At 39.7% G+C, this 19,031-nt stretch carries 20 protein-coding genes; 16 read left to right on the forward strand and 4 right to left on the reverse strand.

Going from position 1 to position 19,031, the window contains the following annotated elements; translation table 11 throughout:
* Nucleotides 1-52 precede the first annotated feature (52 nt).
* The 6 genes from I6E82_RS13210 (at nucleotide 53) to ruvX (ending at nucleotide 4,535) form a co-directional block, all read left to right on the forward strand.
* Nucleotides 53-946, forward strand: a complete 894-nt coding sequence (locus tag I6E82_RS13210; RefSeq protein WP_007585393.1) for a DUF350 domain-containing protein — start codon at nucleotides 53-55, stop codon at nucleotides 944-946.
* A gap of 62 nt (nucleotides 947-1,008) precedes the next feature.
* Nucleotides 1,009-1,509: a hypothetical protein gene (locus I6E82_RS13215; RefSeq protein ID WP_007585395.1), complete on the forward strand. Its 501-nt coding sequence runs from the start codon at nucleotides 1,009-1,011 to the stop codon at nucleotides 1,507-1,509.
* Between the two features lie 69 nt (nucleotides 1,510-1,578).
* Nucleotides 1,579-2,313, forward strand: coding sequence for a 16S rRNA (uracil(1498)-N(3))-methyltransferase (gene rsmE / locus I6E82_RS13220; protein WP_007585397.1), 735 nt, complete (start codon nucleotides 1,579-1,581; stop codon nucleotides 2,311-2,313).
* A gap of 54 nt (nucleotides 2,314-2,367) precedes the next feature.
* Nucleotides 2,368-3,318 carry a glutathione synthase gene (gene gshB / locus I6E82_RS13225; RefSeq protein WP_007585399.1) on the forward strand — a complete coding sequence of 317 codons (951 nt, stop codon included), beginning with the start codon at nucleotides 2,368-2,370 and terminating at the stop codon, nucleotides 3,316-3,318.
* Nucleotides 3,319-3,489: 171 nt separating this feature from the next.
* Complete coding sequence (locus tag I6E82_RS13230) at nucleotides 3,490-4,047, forward strand: YqgE/AlgH family protein (protein ID WP_007585401.1); 558 nt, start codon at nucleotides 3,490-3,492, stop codon at nucleotides 4,045-4,047.
* 38 nt (nucleotides 4,048-4,085) lie between these two features.
* Nucleotides 4,086-4,535, forward strand: coding sequence for a Holliday junction resolvase RuvX (ruvX, locus tag I6E82_RS13235; protein ID WP_008170791.1), 450 nt, complete (start codon nucleotides 4,086-4,088; stop codon nucleotides 4,533-4,535).
* 89 nt (nucleotides 4,536-4,624) lie between these two features.
* Here the strand turns inward: ruvX and I6E82_RS13240 are convergent, their stop codons facing one another.
* Nucleotides 4,625-5,761, reverse strand: coding sequence for a PilT/PilU family type 4a pilus ATPase (locus I6E82_RS13240; RefSeq protein ID WP_010553294.1), 1,137 nt, complete (start codon nucleotides 5,759-5,761; stop codon nucleotides 4,625-4,627).
* 9 nt (nucleotides 5,762-5,770) lie between these two features.
* A complete protein-coding gene (locus I6E82_RS13245; protein WP_007585408.1) occupies nucleotides 5,771-6,811 on the reverse strand; it encodes a type IV pilus twitching motility protein PilT in 1,041 nt (346 codons plus the stop codon).
* Between the two features lie 2 nt (nucleotides 6,812-6,813).
* Here I6E82_RS13245 and I6E82_RS13250 point away from each other — a divergent pair, with 2 nt between their 5' ends.
* From I6E82_RS13250 to I6E82_RS13285, 8 genes are all read left to right on the forward strand, one after another.
* The gene (locus tag I6E82_RS13250) at nucleotides 6,814-7,527 is read left to right on the forward strand and encodes a YggS family pyridoxal phosphate-dependent enzyme (RefSeq protein ID WP_007585410.1); all 714 of its coding nucleotides are present in this window, start codon (nucleotides 6,814-6,816) and stop codon (nucleotides 7,525-7,527) included.
* 17 nt (nucleotides 7,528-7,544) lie between these two features.
* A complete protein-coding gene (proC, locus tag I6E82_RS13255) occupies nucleotides 7,545-8,366 on the forward strand; it encodes a pyrroline-5-carboxylate reductase (protein ID WP_007585412.1) in 822 nt (273 codons plus the stop codon).
* 27 nt (nucleotides 8,367-8,393) lie between these two features.
* Nucleotides 8,394-8,927 (forward strand): YggT family protein, encoded by a 534-nt coding sequence (locus tag I6E82_RS13260; RefSeq protein ID WP_007585413.1) that lies wholly within the window; start codon nucleotides 8,394-8,396, stop codon nucleotides 8,925-8,927.
* 60 nt (nucleotides 8,928-8,987) lie between these two features.
* The gene (locus I6E82_RS13265; RefSeq protein ID WP_007376526.1) at nucleotides 8,988-9,431 is read left to right on the forward strand and encodes a DUF4426 domain-containing protein; all 444 of its coding nucleotides are present in this window, start codon (nucleotides 8,988-8,990) and stop codon (nucleotides 9,429-9,431) included.
* A gap of 4 nt (nucleotides 9,432-9,435) precedes the next feature.
* Nucleotides 9,436-10,035: an XTP/dITP diphosphatase gene (locus tag I6E82_RS13270; protein WP_197102166.1), complete on the forward strand. Its 600-nt coding sequence runs from the start codon at nucleotides 9,436-9,438 to the stop codon at nucleotides 10,033-10,035.
* Nucleotides 10,032-11,168 (forward strand): radical SAM family heme chaperone HemW, encoded by a 1,137-nt coding sequence (hemW, locus tag I6E82_RS13275; protein ID WP_197102164.1) that lies wholly within the window; start codon nucleotides 10,032-10,034, stop codon nucleotides 11,166-11,168. The genes I6E82_RS13270 and hemW overlap by 4 nt, the downstream gene beginning before the upstream one ends.
* A gap of 68 nt (nucleotides 11,169-11,236) precedes the next feature.
* The gene (locus I6E82_RS13280; RefSeq protein ID WP_197118074.1) at nucleotides 11,237-13,072 is read left to right on the forward strand and encodes a DUF885 domain-containing protein; all 1,836 of its coding nucleotides are present in this window, start codon (nucleotides 11,237-11,239) and stop codon (nucleotides 13,070-13,072) included.
* A gap of 89 nt (nucleotides 13,073-13,161) precedes the next feature.
* Nucleotides 13,162-13,830, forward strand: a complete 669-nt coding sequence (locus I6E82_RS13285) for a hypothetical protein (protein WP_197118075.1) — start codon at nucleotides 13,162-13,164, stop codon at nucleotides 13,828-13,830.
* Here I6E82_RS13285 and I6E82_RS13290 read toward each other — a convergent pair.
* Nucleotides 13,813-14,256 carry a hypothetical protein gene (locus I6E82_RS13290; RefSeq protein WP_197102160.1) on the reverse strand — a complete coding sequence of 148 codons (444 nt, stop codon included), beginning with the start codon at nucleotides 14,254-14,256 and terminating at the stop codon, nucleotides 13,813-13,815. The genes I6E82_RS13285 and I6E82_RS13290 overlap by 18 nt on opposite strands.
* Before the next feature lie 321 nt (nucleotides 14,257-14,577).
* The gene (locus I6E82_RS13295; protein WP_197118076.1) at nucleotides 14,578-15,294 is read right to left on the reverse strand and encodes an SIMPL domain-containing protein; all 717 of its coding nucleotides are present in this window, start codon (nucleotides 15,292-15,294) and stop codon (nucleotides 14,578-14,580) included.
* A gap of 114 nt (nucleotides 15,295-15,408) precedes the next feature.
* On the opposite strand from I6E82_RS13295, the gene I6E82_RS13300 reads away from it, so the two are divergent.
* Entirely contained in the window at nucleotides 15,409-18,078 is a 2,670-nt protein-coding gene (locus tag I6E82_RS13300; RefSeq protein WP_197118077.1) for a bifunctional acetate--CoA ligase family protein/GNAT family N-acetyltransferase, read from the forward strand.
* Nucleotides 18,078-19,031 (forward strand): ion transporter, encoded by a 954-nt coding sequence (locus I6E82_RS13305; RefSeq protein WP_024590672.1) that lies wholly within the window; start codon nucleotides 18,078-18,080, stop codon nucleotides 19,029-19,031. Before I6E82_RS13300 ends, I6E82_RS13305 begins: the two co-directional genes overlap by 1 nt.

Below are 19,031 nucleotides of genomic sequence, written 5' to 3' on the forward strand. Positions count from 1 at the left end.
AACCGTACTAGAATGATTAAAACCTAGAAAGGTTAACTTAATTAGGATTACCATGTCATATTTGTCTTTATCTAACACTAGTTTTATTGCGATTGCCATTAGTTTTGCGGTTATTTGCATAACTATTTTTTGTTTACGAGTTGTCACTCAAATCAAAGCAAAACAAGCGCTTAAAGATGAGCTAGCACAACACGACAACTTTGCCATGGGTATTAGTTTTGCATCTGAAATATCAGTTGTTATAGCCACTATGGCTTTCTTATTTGACGAAATAAGTATAAGTACCGCACAGTCAAACCCGTTAAAAGTGTTAATTATTATTATTCTTTTATTCACTTTTATAAAAGTGGGTCATTTAATTCACAGAAAATGGATACTCCACAGGTTTAACGAAGAAGCTGCCATACTAAAACAAAATGTATGTGCTGCATTGGTAGATTCAGGCATGTTAATCGCTAACTGTATTATCGCACTTGGCTTGTACACGTGGACGCACACCCAAGGATTTAGCAACTTACTTATTGCTTGTGTTAGCTTTTTTACGCTTCAGGGAATGTTTGCACTGGATAGTAAAATACGAGAACACCGTTTTGCAAAAGCAAATCAAGGAGCTTCGCTACAAAGTAACTTTAACCTAGAGAATACATCTATTGGTATAAGGTATGCTGGCAAATCAATAGGTTTAGCATTGGCTGTATATGCTGGTTTATCTAGCGCAGCATTTCAAAACGGTAAAATGGTAGAAAACATATTTACACTCGTTATGCATTGCGGTGTAATGTGGATACTGCTTTACAGCTTAACGTATGTGATAAAAGTTATCTCTTTACCAAATATTGATACGGCTCTTGAAATAGACCATCAAGATAATATTGGGGTAGCATGTATAGAGTTTGCTGTTTTTTGTGCTATAGGTTATTTACTTATTAGCATGTTTTCTCTTTAGACCTTTTTACTAAAATACAGCCATTAAAAGTCTGCATTTAAGTAATAATGGTAATTACTTAAATGCAACAAGGTCCTAGCTCTATGCCACTTGAAATAACGAATTACTTGTTAATTGACATAGACAACGAATTTAGCCGAGCATTTGCCGAATACTATGTAAATAATAATGGTAAAACAAAAGCGAGTACGCTTATTGCTGCAGGCAGCAATACCCGCCAGTTAGTAAAAATGATGTTTGACGAACTTATTAAAGACTATAGTTATTGCGACCTTGAAAACGAAATAAGCGTTTCTGAATTAATTAACTATCTAAAAGAGCATCACGATTTACACGGAGTCCTTTTTAATAGTACCGATTACTTACTAGCAAGCGATAAACAACGCTTTATTTATAACTCGTTACATGAAGAGCGCTTTTTAATAAGCTTTGATGATACAGGCTATACACTAAGCCTAGTTACTGACGAGACGTTAACGGAACCTTCGCAAAATCACCACGATATAGCGCACACACCACAAGATTTAATAGACCTTGCAGAGCAACTTAATAAAAATAAATAATTGCGCACAGCTCCCAGCTTACTTACCATAGCAGTATATATTTTTACGCTAAGTAATAAGTGACGCCCTATGCGAGTTCCTCATATTTATCAAACATCGAGTATTGCCCTAAACACCCCTGTAACTTTAGATGACGATGCTGCAGGGCATATTGGCAGAGTGCTGCGCATGAAAGTAGGCGAGCATGTATCTATTTTTAATGGCGAAGGCGGCGAATACCTTAGTGAAATAATTGAGGTAACAAAAAAAACAGTCGTCGTAATGCCGTTAGAGCTTAATCCTCATGATGTAGAATCTCCGCTTAAAATTCATTTAGGCCAGTGTGTATCCCGTGGTGATAAAATGGATTTTACAATTCAAAAGTCAGTTGAACTGGGTATTACCGAAATCACCCCTATTTTTAGTCAGCGCTGTGGCGTGAAACTAATGGGCGATCGTCTTGAGAAAAAACACCAACAATGGCAAAAAATTGCAATAGCAGCGGCAGAGCAATCTGGGCGTAATTTTGTGCCAATTATTCATCCCCCTGTAGATTTAAAACAATGGCTTGCACAACAAACCAATGCAATTAAGCTCACTCTTCACCCTCGTGCTGAGCACAGCATTAAAACCATTACGGTACCTAAAGATGGCGTTCGCTTTTTAGTCGGCCCAGAAGGCGGCTTTACCGACGATGAAATGGCACTAACTAAACAACTAGAATTTGTGGATATTCGCTTAGGCCCGCGCGTTTTACGAACGGAAACAGCCGCTTTAACGGTCTTAAGTGCATTACAACTTCAATTTGGCGATTTAGCTAATTGAAATAACTAAAAGCACCCTCATATAAACAGTAACATTTATAGTAAGGCACAGCGCATGGCAATTAAGTTAGGTATTATTTCAGATCCTATTAGTGGATTTAACATCAAAAAAGACACCGGTTTTGCAATGATGATGCAAGCGCAAGAACGCGGCTACGAAATTTATTATATGGAGATGGATGATTTATCTCTTCGTAAAGGTAAGTCGTACGCTACAGCGTCTAAAGCGCAAGTGTTTAATAATGCAGAAAAATGGTACGAGCTTGAAGAAAAAGCCACTATAGCCCTTGCCGACCTTGATGTTATTTTAATGCGAAAAGATCCTCCTTTTGATACTGAATACATTTACGCGACGTATATTTTAGAGCGTGCAGAACAAGAAGGTACGTTAATAATTAACAAGCCACAAAGCCTTCGCGATGCTAACGAAAAGCTATTTACAGCATGGTTTAGCGAACATACGCCAGACACACTTGTTACACGTAGCCAAAAACAAATTCGTGAGTTTTTAGCCGAGCATAAAGACATTATTTTAAAACCCCTTGATGGCATGGGTGGCGCATCTATTTTCCGCCTTAGAGAAGACGATGCCAACATTGGTGTAATTTGTGAAACGCTAACCGAGCACGGCAGCCGCTTTGCTATGGTGCAAAATTACATCCCAGAGATCAAACAAGGCGACAAGCGCGTATTGGTTATTGATGGTGAGGTTATTCCGTATTGTTTAGCGCGAATTCCACAAAATGGTGAAACACGCGGTAATTTAGCTGTTGGCGGTCGAGGCGAAGCCCGTCCACTTAGCGAGTCAGATTTAAAAATAGCGCAAGCGGTTGCACCAACGCTTAAAGAAAAAGGCTTAATATTTGTAGGTTTAGATATTATTGGCGATAAATTAACTGAAATTAACGTAACTGCACCAACGTGCGTGCGCGAAATTGAAGCTGCTTATGATATTTCTATTACAGGTATTTTGTTTGATGCCATTGAAAGAAAGCTAGATAAATAAATAAATAAATAAATAAGTATCTACCTATCGTTATTAAAAGCACTTTCGTGTCATAAATTTTAATATAGTTGTTAACTATTAATTTTTAAACTGTATGAAAGTGCTTTTTTAGTTTTAAAAACAAAGGTATGTGCCATACTCAAAGTTCATTAACTAAAAAGGGTGAAATCTATGCAGTCATTAGAAAATCATTTTTTAATCGCGATGCCGTCGATGCAAGACCCTTTTTTTAAACGTGCTGTTACCTATATTTGTGAGCACAATGAAGATGGGGCTATGGGCTTGGTAATAAACCAACCTATTGATGTTACCGTTGGCGAACTTTTAGATAAAATAGAAATTGATAACGACAAAACTCAAAACGCAGCAAAAGTAAGTGTGTTTGCAGGCGGACCCGTTAAAACTGACCGTGGTTTTGTTTTGCACTCTCCTCAATCAGGTTATTCAGCAAGCCAAAAACTCAGTAGCGATATTATGATCACTACCTCAAAAGATGTTTTAGCAAGCTTAACTACCGCACAAGCACCTGAACAATTTATTATTACATTGGGTTATTCAGGATGGGAGCAAGGACAACTCGAACAAGAGTTACTTGATAACAGTTGGTTGATAATAGAAGCCGATCCGAAGATCATTTTTGATACCCCCGTTGAAAAACGATGGGAAAAAGCAGTTTCAATGTTGGGCTTTGATATTAGCCAACTCAGCCCTGAAGCTGGTCACGCATAATAGTAACTTAACCCTTAGCAAACTTAAACAAGATACACATGACAAAAAAATCGCTTAAGCCGCAAGGCGAACGCACTGTAATGGGCTTTGACTTTGGCACCAAAAGTATTGGTATTGCTATTGGGCAAGAGCTAACAGGCAGCGCCTCTAGCCTTAAGGCTGTAAAAGCACAAGATGGCATTCCTAACTGGGACCATATTGCTGTACAAGTAACCGAATGGCAGCCTGACTTAATGGTTGTTGGCTTACCACTAAATATGGATGGAACGTCACAAGAGGTTACCTTTAAAGCAAAAAAGTTTGCCAACAGATTACATAATCATTATGGCATTCCGGTGCAAACACAAGACGAGCGTTTAACGACTGCGGATGCTAAAGCGCGACTTTTTGAAAGTGGTGGCTATAAAAACTTAGGCAAAGGTAACGTAGATAATATGTCTGCGGTTATTATTTTAGAAAGTTTTTTTGAGTCTAGTTACGGTGAATAAACAGGCTATATAAATAACCTGTTATATAAATAAAAAGCGCCAATTGGCGCTTTTTTTATATTAAGTATTTATATTCATTACTTTTTAAATCATTGATCGCTATTTTTATCGTCAAGGCCATCAATAGTAACGCCTTGTAAAAAGCCCGCACCTTGCTGTTCGTTATTGCGCAGTTTAATCATTAAGCGTAAATCATTTGGCGAATCAGCATGATGCAGTGCATCAGCGTAATTAATTCGCTGCTGTCTATACAGCTCAAATAATGCTTGGTCAAAGGTTTGCATGCCCATTTCTTTCGATTTAGCCATTGCCTCTTTAATACCACCAATATCACCGTTTTTAATCAGTTCAGCAACCATTGGTGAGTTAAGCAATATTTCAATAGCTGCAACACGGCTTTCACCATCAGCAGTCGGCACTAATTGCTGCGCCACGATAGCACGTAAATTAAGTGCTAAATCGTACTTAAGCTTATCGTGTTTTTCTTTTGGAACTAAATGCATAATACGGTCAATCGCTTGGTTAGCATTATTAGCATGCAGTGTTGCAACACATAAATGACCTGTTTCGGCAAAGCTTAGTGCGTATTCCATAGTTTCTTGAGAGCGAATTTCACCAATCAAAATTACATCGGGAGCTTGGCGTAATGAGCTTTTAAGTGCTGACTCAAAGCTTTCGGTATCAAGCCCTACTTCGCGTTGAGTAATAATACTTTTACGATGCTCATGAACAAATTCAATCGGATCTTCAATAGTCAGTATATGACCACGTTGATGTCGGTTTCTGTAGCCAATAAGTGCGGCTAGCGAGGTTGATTTACCCGTGCCAGTACCACCAACGAACAAAACAAGGCCACGCTTAGACATAATTACATCGGTAAGAATAGAAGGAAGACCTAGCTCACTCACATCAGGTATTTGCGTAACAATACGGCGAATAACCATACCTGCTTTATCGCGTTGCCAAAAGGCAGAAATACGAAAGCGTCCTTCGTCGGTGGCAATCGCAAAGTTACATTCTTTCGTTGTATGAAACTCTGCTTTTTGCTTTTCGCTCATTGCAGATTCAACTAACTCAAGCGATTGCTCATCTGTAAGCCTATCGTCACTGAGGGCTGTTAGCTCGCCGTTTATTTTTGCACTTACAGGTAGCTGACTCGATACAAATAAGTCAGAGCCTTTTTTCTCAATCATGATGAGTAAAAAGTCGTTTAAAGATAAAGCCATAATAGTTTCTTACCCGCCAAATTGTGTTTTGTCTTGTGCTTTTTCTTTCGCTGCCGCATTTGTAACAATGCCGTGATTAACTAAATTAGTTAAACATTGATCCATTGTTTGCATGCCCACAGACGCACCGGTTTGAATAGACGAGTACATTTGTGCAATTTTATCTTCACGAATTAAGTTACGAATAGCAGGTACTGCAATCATAATTTCGTGTGCTGCAACTCGCCCGCCACCAATCTTTTTAAGCAGTGTTTGCGAGATAACAGCACGCAAAGATTCAGATAACATTGAACGTACCATTGATTTTTCTTCACCTGGGAATACATCGATAATACGGTCAATGGTTTTTGGTGCAGATGTTGTATGTAACGTGCCAAACACTAAGTGGCCTGTTTCAGCAGCGGTCATTGCAAGACGAATTGTTTCTAAATCACGTAACTCACCAACCAATATTACATCTGGATCTTCACGCAATGCACTACGTAGCGCGTTTGAAAAGCTATGAGTATCGCGATGTACCTCACGTTGATTAATAAGGCTTAATTTATTATCGTGAACAAACTCGATTGGATCTTCGATTGTTAGAATATGGTGATGTTTATTTTGATTTATATAATCGACCATAGCGGCAAGTGTTGTTGATTTACCAGAGCCCGTTGGCCCTGTTACTAACACGAGTCCACGTGGGGTATCGGAGATTGTTTTAAAAATATCTGGCGCGCCTAAATCATCAAGCGTTAACACTTCACTTGGTATGGTACGAAATACCGCAGCAGGCCCGCGATTAGAGTTAAACGCATTCACACGAAAACGTGCTAAATTAGGCACTTCAAACGAAAAATCCACTTCGAGATTTTGTTCATAGTCCTTGCGTTGATTATCGTTCATAATATCGTAAACCAGACTGTTTACGTCTTTGTCTGCAAGGGCTGGTATATTAATGCGGCGAACATCACCGTCTACGCGTATCATAGGTGAAACACCCGACGATAAATGTAAATCGGATGCTTTGTGTTGCACACTAAACGCTAATAATTCGGTAATATCCATTTATGACTCCACAACTAACTGATAAATATATGGTTACAATAGCAGAACGACTCACATCCGCCTACGCTAGAATTGCAGACGCGGCAAAAATTGCACAACGAAACACTAACGAAGTCACTCTACTGGCAGTGTCTAAAACTAAACCAAGCGAAGATGTTATTGCAGCTTATGAGCATGGTCAGCGCGAATTTGGTGAATCTTATGTTCAAGAGGCTATAGATAAAATAGCTCAACTACAGTCATATAGCGACATCATTTGGCATTTCATTGGCCCTATTCAATCTAATAAAAGTGCTTTAGTGGCTGCCAACTTTGATTGGGTGCAAAGTGTTGATCGCATAAAAATAGCGAAACGATTAGATTCCCAGCGCCCAGACGATAAACAGCCTCTTAATATACTTATTCAAGTAAATATAAGTAATGAAGAAGCGAAGTCGGGTTGCCACCGCGATGAAATAGATGAACTTGCCGATTTTATTAACCAATGTGAGCACTTAACACTTCGAGGTTTAATGGCGATTCCCGCTAAAAGCAACGATCTGGATACGCAAATTCAATCTTTTGAGCAATTACAAACTTGCTTTGATAAACTAAAGACCCAATATCCTCAAGTAGATACTTTGTCGATGGGTATGAGTAACGATGTTGAAGCTGCCATTAGTGCAGGCTCAACCATGGTAAGGATCGGCACAGACATTTTTGGAACACGAACTTAAAAGGTGATAACAGATTTATGTCAGATAAAAAAATCGCATTTATAGGCACAGGTAATATGAGCTACGCCATTATTGGTGGCATGGTAAAAAACGGTTTTAACGCAAGTAACATTATTGCGACTAACCGCAACCAAGAAAAGCTTGAAAAGGTAGCCTTTGATTTCAAGGTGCAAACCACCAGTGACAATAACGAAGCCCTGCGCGATGCTGATGTAATTGTTTTGTCTGTTAAACCACAAATGATGGGCGATTTATGTAAATCGTTTCAAGAGTCGGGCGTAGATTTTAGCGATAAACTGTTTATTTCTGTTGCTGCTGGCTTAACTGTAAAACGTTTACGTGAAATGCTAGGTCAAGACGTTAAAATGGTACGCTGTATGCCAAATACACCGTCTTTATTAGGCCGTGGTGTATCAGGTTTATATGGCGCGGGCGAAACACAAAGCGAACACGAGTTTGTACAACAAGTTTTTGAATGCACTGGCATTGTTGTATGGGTCGAAAAAGAATCACAAATTAACGATATTATTGCTGTGACCGGCTCATCACCAGCTTACTTTTTCTTATTTATGGAAGCCATAGAAGAAAAAGCTAAAGCGCTGGGCTTTAATGATGAAGACGCTCGTCGTTTAGTACAGCAAACAGCCCTTGGCGCCGCAGAAATGGCACTTAGCCAGCCTGATATTACTATTTCGCAACTACGTTCAAACGTAACATCTAAAGGCGGTACTACTCACGCAGCTGTTGAGCACTTAAAAGATGAAGGCTTAACTAAAACCGTTGGCGATGCAATGGATGCGTGTATTGCGCGTGCAGAGCAAATGGAAAAAGAACTTTAAAACCACTTTTTTATTGAAGGTTACACTATGAATGCCATGCAATTTTTAATCAGTACCCTGTTTGATTTGTTTTTAATGGTGGTATTACTGCGCTTTTGGCTGCAGTGGGCAAAAGCCGACTTTTATAATCCAATGAGCCAGTTTGTGGTTAAAGCCACTTCGTTTGCGGTAAAACCACTGCGTAAAATCATTCCGGGGTTTGGCGGACTTGATTTAGCATCTCTGTTGCTGGCATTTATAGTGGCTGTAGCCAAAATTAGTACTTTAATGCTTGTTATATATAATGCGTGGGCAATACAGCCTGTAATTATACAAGCACTTATAACGGTACTAAAAGAAGGCCTTAACTTAGTTTTTTGGGTACTTATTATTCGCGCTATTTTAAGTTGGGTTAGCCAAGGTTATAACCCTATAGAAGCGGTTTTCCATCAGCTTACTGAACCAATGCTAAAACCAATTCGTAAAATATTGCCATCAATGGGTGGCTTAGATTTATCAGTTTTAGTGCTTATTATTGGTATTCAGTTTTTGCAAATGCTGCTTATGGATTTTTTAGTCTAATATGGATTTTTTAATTAGAGGCCCAAAGGCCTCTTTTTTATATGTTTTGAGGAATACATAATGAACCGTTTAATTAAGTTTTGTTTTATTGCTTGTTTAGCATTTGCATTTAACGCGCAAAGCGAAGAAATGCAAGGCGCACAATATAAAGAGCTTGGCCCTTGGCAAGTGCATTACATCGCCTTTCCTTCTACTTTTATTCAGCCAAAAATAGCAAAAGCGTATGGCCTTGAGCGAAGCGGATACAAAGGCATTGTGAATATTTCTGTTTTAAAAAATGATGCCGAAAATACAGCCCAAACAGCAAAGCTTACTGGCACAGCTAGAAACCTACTTGGCAATAAACAAACGCTTACTTTTAAAGAAGTAAAAGAAGGTGATTCAATTTATTACCTTGCCCAAGTTGATTATACCAACGAAGAGATTTTACGCTTTGAGATTGAAATACAACAAAGTAATCAATTTCAAAAATTACAGTTTCAGCAAAAATTTTACGTAGATTAATAACATGACCAAAACTTTAGTACTTGCTACAGGTAACCCTGGCAAAGTAAATGAGCTAGCTAACATGCTAAGCCCTCTGAATATTAATGTAGTTCCACAGAGCGATTTTAACGTAGGTGAAGTTGCCGAAACCGGCACTACCTTTGTTGAAAATGCCATTATTAAAGCGCGTCATGCCGCTAAAATTACTGGCATGCCTGCTATTGCCGATGACTCAGGTTTAGAAGTTGATGGCCTAAATGGCGCACCCGGTGTTTACTCTGCCCGTTTTGCAGGCCCAGGTGCCAGCGATCAAGATAACATTGATAAGTTACTCGTAGACTTGGGTAATAACCCTATCCGTAGTGCTCGTTTTTGGTGTGTACTGGTATTAATGCGCCACGCAGATGACCCTACCCCCCTTATTTGCAGTGCAAGCTGGGAAGGCAAAATTACGCTCACTCAAAATGGCAACGGTGGCTTTGGTTACGACCCTGTATTTTTTGTACCAGAGAAAAATTGTACCAGTGCTGAGCTTACAAAAGAGCAAAAAAATGCAGTGAGTCATCGCGGCCAAGCACTACAAAAACTATTGCTAGAGCTACAGCAAAAAGGCGGCCTGTGAACCTTCCACCACTGAGCTTATATGTGCACGTACCTTGGTGCGTGCAAAAATGCCCGTACTGCGATTTTAATAGCCACGGACAAAAAGGTGAAATACCTGAAGCTGAATATGTTCAACACTTAATTGATGACTTAAAAGCTGATTTGCACCTAGTGCAAGGGCGTAAAATTCATAGTATTTTTATTGGCGGCGGCACTCCGAGCCTATTAACTGGTGCAGCTTATACCCGTTTATTAAATGAAGTCGACAACCTAATTGGTCTTGAAGAACACTGCGAAGTTACCCTTGAAGCCAACCCAGGTACAGTAGAAACAGGTCGTTTTAAAGATTACGTAAAAGCAGGCATTAACCGTATTTCTATCGGTGTGCAAAGCATGCAAAACGACAAGTTAAAAGCACTTGGTCGGATTCATGGCAGCGACGAGGCAAACTATGCCGCGCAACAAGCTAAAGAAGCCGGTTTAAATAGCTTTAACCTTGATTTAATGCATGGCTTACCTGGGCAAACACTTGATGATGCACTGAGTGATTTAAAACAAATAATAGCGCTCGATCCACCGCATATATCTTGGTATCAATTAACTATTGAACCCAATACTCAGTTTGCTTCAAAACCACCTACCTTGCCACAAGACGAAATACTGTGGGACATTCAAGAGCAAGGGGTCGAGTTACTAGCTCAAGCAGGTTACATACAATACGAAATATCGGGCTATGCAAAACCAGGTTATCAGTGCCAACATAACTTGAATTATTGGCGTTTTGGCGATTATCTCGGTATTGGCTGCGGCGCGCATGGTAAGGTTACTGATGCAAATACAGGGCTTATTACGCGTACTGAAAAGGTTAAACACCCACGCGGCTATATGGATTTAATTAAACCGTATATGTATAAAAGCTGGCATGTAGAGCAAGACGATTTAGCGTTTGAATTTTTTATGAATCGCTTTCGCCTTGTTGAGCCTTGCCCAATTAATGATTTTAATAAACTTACAACACTGCCACTGCAAAGTCAGCAAAGTGCATTAAACCAAGCAATTAATAAAGGTTTATTGACTCAAACAGACAGCCATTGGCAGGTAAGCTTAAAAGGTCATCGCTTTTTAAATGACCTGCTAGAATTATTTGTGTAGCCCCCAGCGCTACACAAAAAATAAATATAAAATACCCTAATGGGTTTCTAACAACAAAAGGGAAAACAATGCGTAAACTTACTTTTATTGCGGCCGCAGTAAGCGTTGCACTACTTGCTGGTTGCCAGCAAACAACACAACAAGCGACTTCAGCTCCTATTGCACAAGCAGTTCAATCACAACAAAGTGAAATAGACAAAGCCAATGCATTTTTTGAAGATACATTTAACCGCGACGTAATGAGCAGTCCTGTATATCAAACATACATGGGTATTAAGCAAGATTACGATAAGTGGGATGATGGCAGCGAAGAAAGACAGCTTAAAGATTTAGCGCAAACAAAAGCTGACCTAGTTGCACTAAAAGCAATCAGCCGTGATTTATTAGATGATGCAACAAAAGTTAGCTACGACTTAAAAAAACAAGATCTTGAAAGCTCAATTGCTGACTTTAAATGGCGCTACCATAATTACCCTGTGAACCAAATGTTTGGTACGCATTCTATGATCCCTGCGTTTTTAATTAATCAGCACTCAATTAGTAATGTAAAAGAAGCTAAAGACTACATTTCACGTTTAAATGGTGTAACTGGTGTTATTGATCAGCTTATCGATGATTTAACTGTACGTGCAGAAAAAGGCATCATTGCCCCTAAATTTGTATTCCCGCATGTTATTGATTCAAGCAAAAACATTATTCACGGTGCACCGTTTGAAAAAGGCGATGATTCTACATTGCTTGCTGACTTTAAACGTAAAGTAACAGCGCTTGAAATTAGCCAAGACGAAAAAGACTCGTTAATCAGCGATGCATCAGATGCATTAAAATCGGCTGTTAAACCATCTTACTCTAAACTAATTAATTACCTTGCACAGCTTGAAAAACGCGCAGATGATCGCGATGGCGCATGGAAATTACCTGATGGCGAAGCGTTTTATAACAACGCACTTAAGCGCACAACTACAACAGATTTAACGGCTAAAGAAATTCATGCAATTGGTCTATCTGAAGTGACACGTATTCATGATGAAATGCGTGAAATTAAAGATAAAGTTGGCTTTAAAGGCGACTTAAAAGCGTTTATGCAGTTTATGAAAACTGACAAGCAATTTTACTACCCTAATGATGCACAAGGTAAACAACGCTACCTTGATGAAGCCACTGGGCTTATTGATACAATGAAAACGCGTTTAGATGAGTTATTCATTGTTAAACCAAAAGCAGGTTTAAAAGTAAAAGCGGTTGAAGCATTCCGTGAAAAAGCAGCAGGTAAAGCATTTTACCAACAGCCGGCTCCAGATGGGTCACGCCCAGGTGTTTACTACGCTAACCTTTACGATATGGAAGCAATGCCAACGTATCAAATGGAAGCACTGGCATACCATGAAGGTATTCCGGGACACCACATGCAAATAGCTATTTCGCAAGAGCTAGAAGGTATTCCTAAATTCCGTAAATTTGGTGGCTACACAGCGTATATTGAAGGCTGGGGTTTATACTCAGAGTTCATTCCTAAAGAAATGGGCATGTACTCAGACCCTTACTCAGATTTTGGTCGTCTTTCAATGGAGCTATGGCGCGCATGTCGTCTAGTGGTTGATACGGGTATTCACGCAATGAAGTGGACTCGCCAAGAAGGTATTGATTACTACGTAAATAACACGCCTAATGCAACATCTGACGGTGTTAAAATGGTTGAGCGTCACATTGTAATGCCTTCACAAGCAACAGCTTATAAAGTGGGTATGCTTAAGATTTTAGAGCTTCGTGAAGAGGCTAAAAAGCAACTTGGTGATAAATTTGATATTCGCCAGTTCCACGACGTAGTGCTTAAAAATGGTCCTGTACCACTTAATGTACTAGAAAACTTTGTTAATGAATGGGTAGCAAGCAAAAAGGCTTAAAACCAATTTAAACAATTGCTTTAAATATGAAAGGTCGCATTTGCGGCCTTTTTTGTTTTATAGTATCAAAAAAGATTTTGGAAATAATAATGGATTTAAGCATACAACTACTTAATGCGCGTATTTCAAAGCAACAGTTAAATGAACTCGATAACGACTTTAGGCAGTTAAGTCCTGCTCAGCAAACTTTGCAGCTTAACCATTTATATGACAGCGCCCAACGGTTGAGTGTTAAGTATGACTTTATGCAAAACATAGCAATCCATATATTAAGTACTAATACAGCACCTTCTCTATTTATTAACCAACTCACTAATATTGACGCATTGAGCTTTTTTACCCCAGCGCTGAGAGTAAATAAAGGCTTTTTAGTACAAGATACTCAAGGAAATAACGTACTGCACAATGTGTTTAAGCATGCCGATGCTACAAAGCTGCCATTTAACTATGTACGCTCTTTAATGTTGTTTGAATCAAATGATGACTTAGTTAAAGCGTTGGCGCAGCCCAACTCTCACGGATTAACACCAGTTGCCTGCTACATTGCCTATGCAAATAAATCGAGCACACCGGTAAAGCATGAATTTTCAGCTTTGTTAGCATTAATGGAAATAGAGCAAAAACAAAATCCTAACGCAAAACAGCAGCTTGCCAACGTACTAAAAGGGCAAAAAGTTAACGAGACCACAATTTTACTGAGCGCCGCTTACTTGCAACGCTCAACGGCGCAAGTTGCTCACTTAATCAAGGCGCTTTAATTCACTCACAACTTCTGTACGCACACTGTCTATGGCATGTGTAATAGATTGCGCAGCACTTTGCTGATCAATCATATTTGGCCAATTTGTTTGCCAGACCTTTTGTAAGTCTTTTGTTTTTAAATGTACTTTATCAACGGCTAAGTAGCTTAAGTCATGAATTAAGTTAACTTTAACCCAGCCTTTTCTAGGGCTGCCATCTATTTTGTTATTATCGTAATGTGCCGCAAATACAATAAGCTCAAGCTCGGCTAGTTCTTGTAATATTTGAAAGCTAGCAATGCGTGTATTGTTGTTCTCTTCACTTGCCTCCATTCGCCATGCATTATAACTAAAGCCAATAAACGCAAACACCACGCTCGCTATAGCAGTAAAAAAATACGAACGGGGCGCCAGTACAAACTGACCATATTTAGACTCTGACATATTATTTCCTAGGGCCTGTTTATCTTTCGAGGTTAAATTTGCAGCAGTATGTTTGGTATTTAGGCAAGGCAGAGCCTATGCAGTGTGGTTATTCCCCATAAATAGGCGATAACGTGGAATAAATGCCAAACATGCGCTGCCCGAAGGGTTCTGCCTAGGGGCAATTTACTCTTTGTTGCCTACATGGATGTAGGTAAGGGGCGTGAGCAGGACGCGGAAGCTTTGCTCGGTTTTTACTTAGCCCGCTAGGTTACAAACCTCACGCCGCGATTAAATCGCCCCTAGATTGAACAAATTTTAATCCTGAAAGGTCAACAGGCCCTAGTCATTTAAATAATATTCAACACTGGTTACCACTCTTATATTTTTTATTTGCGGTGTGTTTGAATCTCGATTACTGATACTAAATTGCCCTTGGCGAGCTGTTTTTATTTTGCCTAATTTTGAATTAGAGTCTTTAGCAAATTTATTAGCGACTTCACGCGCTTTTTCAGTTGCTTCTTGCACCATCGCAGGTTTTACATCATTGAGGCCTGTAAAAATGTATTCAACTTTTGTTTCGTAGCTGTCTTGCACTATCGCGATATCTTGTTTAGCAAGCTGGCTTACTTTACTCAGCGCGTTTTGCACTTTATCTGGCGCATCAGAATAAACAATAATATTTGAACGCACTATGTATCTAAATTGCTGATTTTCATTACTGTATTCACGTGCTTGCTTATCAATAACTGACTGGCTGCCTATTGTTATTTCATCGTCGTCAAAACCATGGAGTTTTAAGAAAGCAGTTACAGCATCATTTTTTTTCTCAACTCGGCTGACTAATTTTTCAAGATTATTGTCGGCATCACTAAATTGCAGAGGCCAAATTACCGTATCGGCTATAACTTCTCGCTCGGCCAATCCCTTAACCTGCACAGTACGCTCCATCTTTTTTACACTGAGAGCTGTGCTCTTTAAAATAAACCCTAAGCTAATTAAGCCTATACTTAAACAAATAGCCGCTATAACAATGTAAAAACCGGGGGTTTTATTCACAATAATCTCCTTGATTGATATCAATAATAAGTATCTAGACGCTCGAAATAACACAGTAAACAGGGTACATTGAGACTATAAATAACGCAAAATTTAATCAGCCTAGGAAAAACCATGAGCCTTAAGCGCATTACCCAGTTTTTTAACCCAAGCTCAGTGGCCGTTATTGGTGCCTCTAATATATCAACTCGTGCTGGTTTTGTGGTTATGCGCAACTTACTTCAAGGCGGTTTTAAAGGGCCGATAATGCCCGTTACTCCAAGCCATAGCGCAGTACATGGCGTACTTGCTTACCCCTCTATTGCTGACTTACCAAAAGTACCCGACCTTGCTGTTATTTGTACTAACAAAAATACCTTAATTGATATTATTGAGCAGCTTGGAGAGCTTGGCTGTAAAACGGCTATTGTTATTGCAGATGGGCTTTCTGGAGAGCAAAAAAGCGCACTTAAAGCATGCGCTCAAGCCAAGCTGGTTACTTTGCTTGGACCCAATTGTTTGGGCTTGCTGATCCCTCATATTGGTTTAAATGCGAGCTTTTCACATACAGTAGCAAGCCCAGGTAAAATTGCATTTGTATCGCAATCAGCAGCAGTATGCTCAACCATTTTAGATTGGGCTAAAAACAAAGAAATTGGATTTTCATATTTTGTATCGGTAGGTGATTGCCTTGATATAAACTTTAATGAACTACTCGACTTTTTAGGTCGTGATGCTAAAACCAAAGCTATTTTACTCTACATTGATAACATTGAAGATATTCGTGGCTTTATATCAGCAGCAAGAGCTGCTGCCTTTAGTAAACCTGTAATTGCGATTAAAACAGGTAAAACAAGTGCAGGCGCACTTGCAGCCGAAATTCACACCGGCGGAAAGCAAAGCTCTGATGCTGTTTACGATGCGTTATTTCAACGAGCGGGTATGCTGCGCGTAAATGATTTACGAGAGCTATTTGCAGCAACACAAACACTCGCCATGCATCCAAAATTATTAAAAGTAGAGCAACTGACAATTTTAACTAATGGTGGCGGCCCGGGTGTTATGGCCGTTGATGAGCTAATTCAAAGCTCCGGTAAATTAGCCGAGTTGAGCGCTGAAACCCGAAATGCGCTAAATAAAGTAATTCCGCAATCAGAAACCACCTCAAACCCTGTGGATATTTTTGGCGACTCAGCACCTGCGCGTTATAAGCAAGCATTAGAAATTTTACTGCACGCAAAAGAAGTTAAAAACTTACTGATTATCCATACTCCCTCAGCGCTTGCACCCAGCGAAGACTACGCCAACATTATTGTAGAAACCTTACAAACATTACCCAAAATGGCACGCCCTTACGTTATAACTAATTTTATGGGTGAAGACGCATCTTACGCCGCCAGAAAAGTGTGCTCAAACAACGCAATACCAACTTATAGAACACCAGAGGGTGCTGTTGGCGCGTTTATGCACTTGGTAACGTATCGCCGTAACCAAAAGCATTTAACGCAAACACCTGAGTCGAATACAGATGACGCAAAAATAAATAAAGTAGCAGCTAAAGCGCTTATTAATGAGTTTTTAGATGACGGACAAAGCTACTTACCTACCCATCAGGCAAGCCAAGTATTAAATCACTATGGTATTACATGCATTCAAACTGAGGTGGCTTACACCCCAACAGAAGCCAGAGAGCAAGCCATAGAACTTGGTTTTCCGGTCGCGTTAAAACTTATTAGCCCAAGTATTGCTTCAAAGTCTGAAGTAGGTGGTGTGGTGCTTAACTTAAACGACGCCAACGAGGTTGAACAAACCGCTTTTGCAATGCTTATCCGTATTAAAAACACTTATCCGGATGCTGTTATTGAAGGGTTTTCATTACAAAAAATGGCGCCGCGAGCAGGCGCAAATGAGCTGCGAATTGCGATTAAAACCGAGCCTAATTTTGGTCCTGTTATATTATTAGGTGAAGCAGGAACCGGCCTTGAATATGCGCAAGCCGCTGTTGCTCTGCCTCCACTAAATATGAACTTAGCAAAGTATTTAATTGCCGCAGCGCACGATAAAGGCGTACTAAAGGAGCGCATATTACCCGAAAAAGTTGATAAGTATCGTTTGTGTGCACTGCTAACGCGTATTTCTCAGTTAGTTATTGATCAACCTGACATAAGCTCAATGGAACTTAATCCTATACTTGCCAGTAATGGACAGTTTTTAGTGCTCGATGCCACCATGACACTTAGCCGCTATCAAACTCAGAGCAATCGTAAGCGCTTATCTATTCGTCCCTACCCTATTGAACTTGTTGAAGTGGTAACACTTAAAAACAACACCCAAGCTACGCTCAGGCCAATAAAGCCAGAAGATGAACAAGCTCATAAAGCATTTGACGAGTCACTTAATAAAGAAGACAGATATAAACGCTTTTTTGGCGAACTACCACAGTTTAACCACGATCAACTCGCTAAAATGACGCAAATTGATTACGACCGTGAAATGGCGTTTATTGTTTGCCAACGCTTTGAAGGTAAAACTCGCACATTAGGTGTGTCTCGCGTCATTATGGACCCCGATAACCTGCATGCTGAGTTTGCCATTGTAGTACGCTCAGATTGCCAAGGTTTAGGGCTTGGTCGCATATTAATGAGTGCAGCAATTAACCACTGTAAACGTCAAGGTGTGGAATCGATTGAAGGCATAACCTTACCAGAGAATACAGGGATGATTGAGCTTGCCCGTAAGTTAGGTTTTAAAATTAGTCGCGACTTTGAAGAAGGCAGTATTAACATGGTACTTAAACTTAAATAATGAATGAACCACACACTTTAAGACAAAAAATGGCTTGCCTGTTTGAAGGCACAGGCCAGTACCATCGAGCGGGACATATTCTTGATATTGCACTCATTAGCTTAATAATGATCAACGTTGTAGCCATTGTTATTGAGTCAATCCCAAGTGTGGCAGAGCAGTATTACAACGAATTCTTAGTTTTAGAAATTGTCTCGGTCGCTATTTTTGCTATTGAGTACTTAGCCAGGCTTTGGGCTTGCGTAGATAAAACACAATATGCAGCAATGGAAGGGTCTCATACCAAACGTCGGCTTAGCTATTTTTTCTCTCCTTTGGCAATTGTTGATTTAATTGCGATTTTACCAAGCTTAATGATGTTTTTATTTCCTCTCGATTTACGTTTTTTACGCGTGCTCCGACTATTAAGGGTATTTAAACTCACTCGCTACTCACGCGCCATGCAGCTACTTTTAAAAGCCTTTAACGATGAAGGTAGTTCATTAATGGCTGCTTTTTTTATTATGGCCGTCGTGCTTATTTTAGCTTCATGCGGAATTTACTTAATTGAGCACGACATACAACCCGATAAATTTGGCTCTATTCCCGCGGCTATGTGGTGGGCAATGGCAACATTAACAACCGTTGGTTATGGCGATGTAGTACCTATAACGCCATTGGGTAAGTTTTTCGGCGGGGTTATCACACTACTGAGCATGGGAATGGTTGCAATACCTACCGGTTTACTGGCGTCTAGTTTTTCAGAACAAATACGTAAACGCCGCCAATTTTTTGAAGATGCCGTACATGAACAAATTCAAGATGGCACTCTTAATGATACTCAACAAGAACACCTAGAAGAACTACGCTATAAATTAGGCTTGAGTAAACTAGAAGCTAATAAGGCCATTAAAACGCAGTTGAATGAGCATAATAGCCATTTGTTTTGCAGGCACTGCGGTAAAAGGCCTTAA

Source organism: Pseudoalteromonas sp. NZS11 (assembly GCF_015864765.1).
Lineage (GTDB): Bacteria > Pseudomonadota > Gammaproteobacteria > Enterobacterales > Alteromonadaceae > Pseudoalteromonas > Pseudoalteromonas arctica.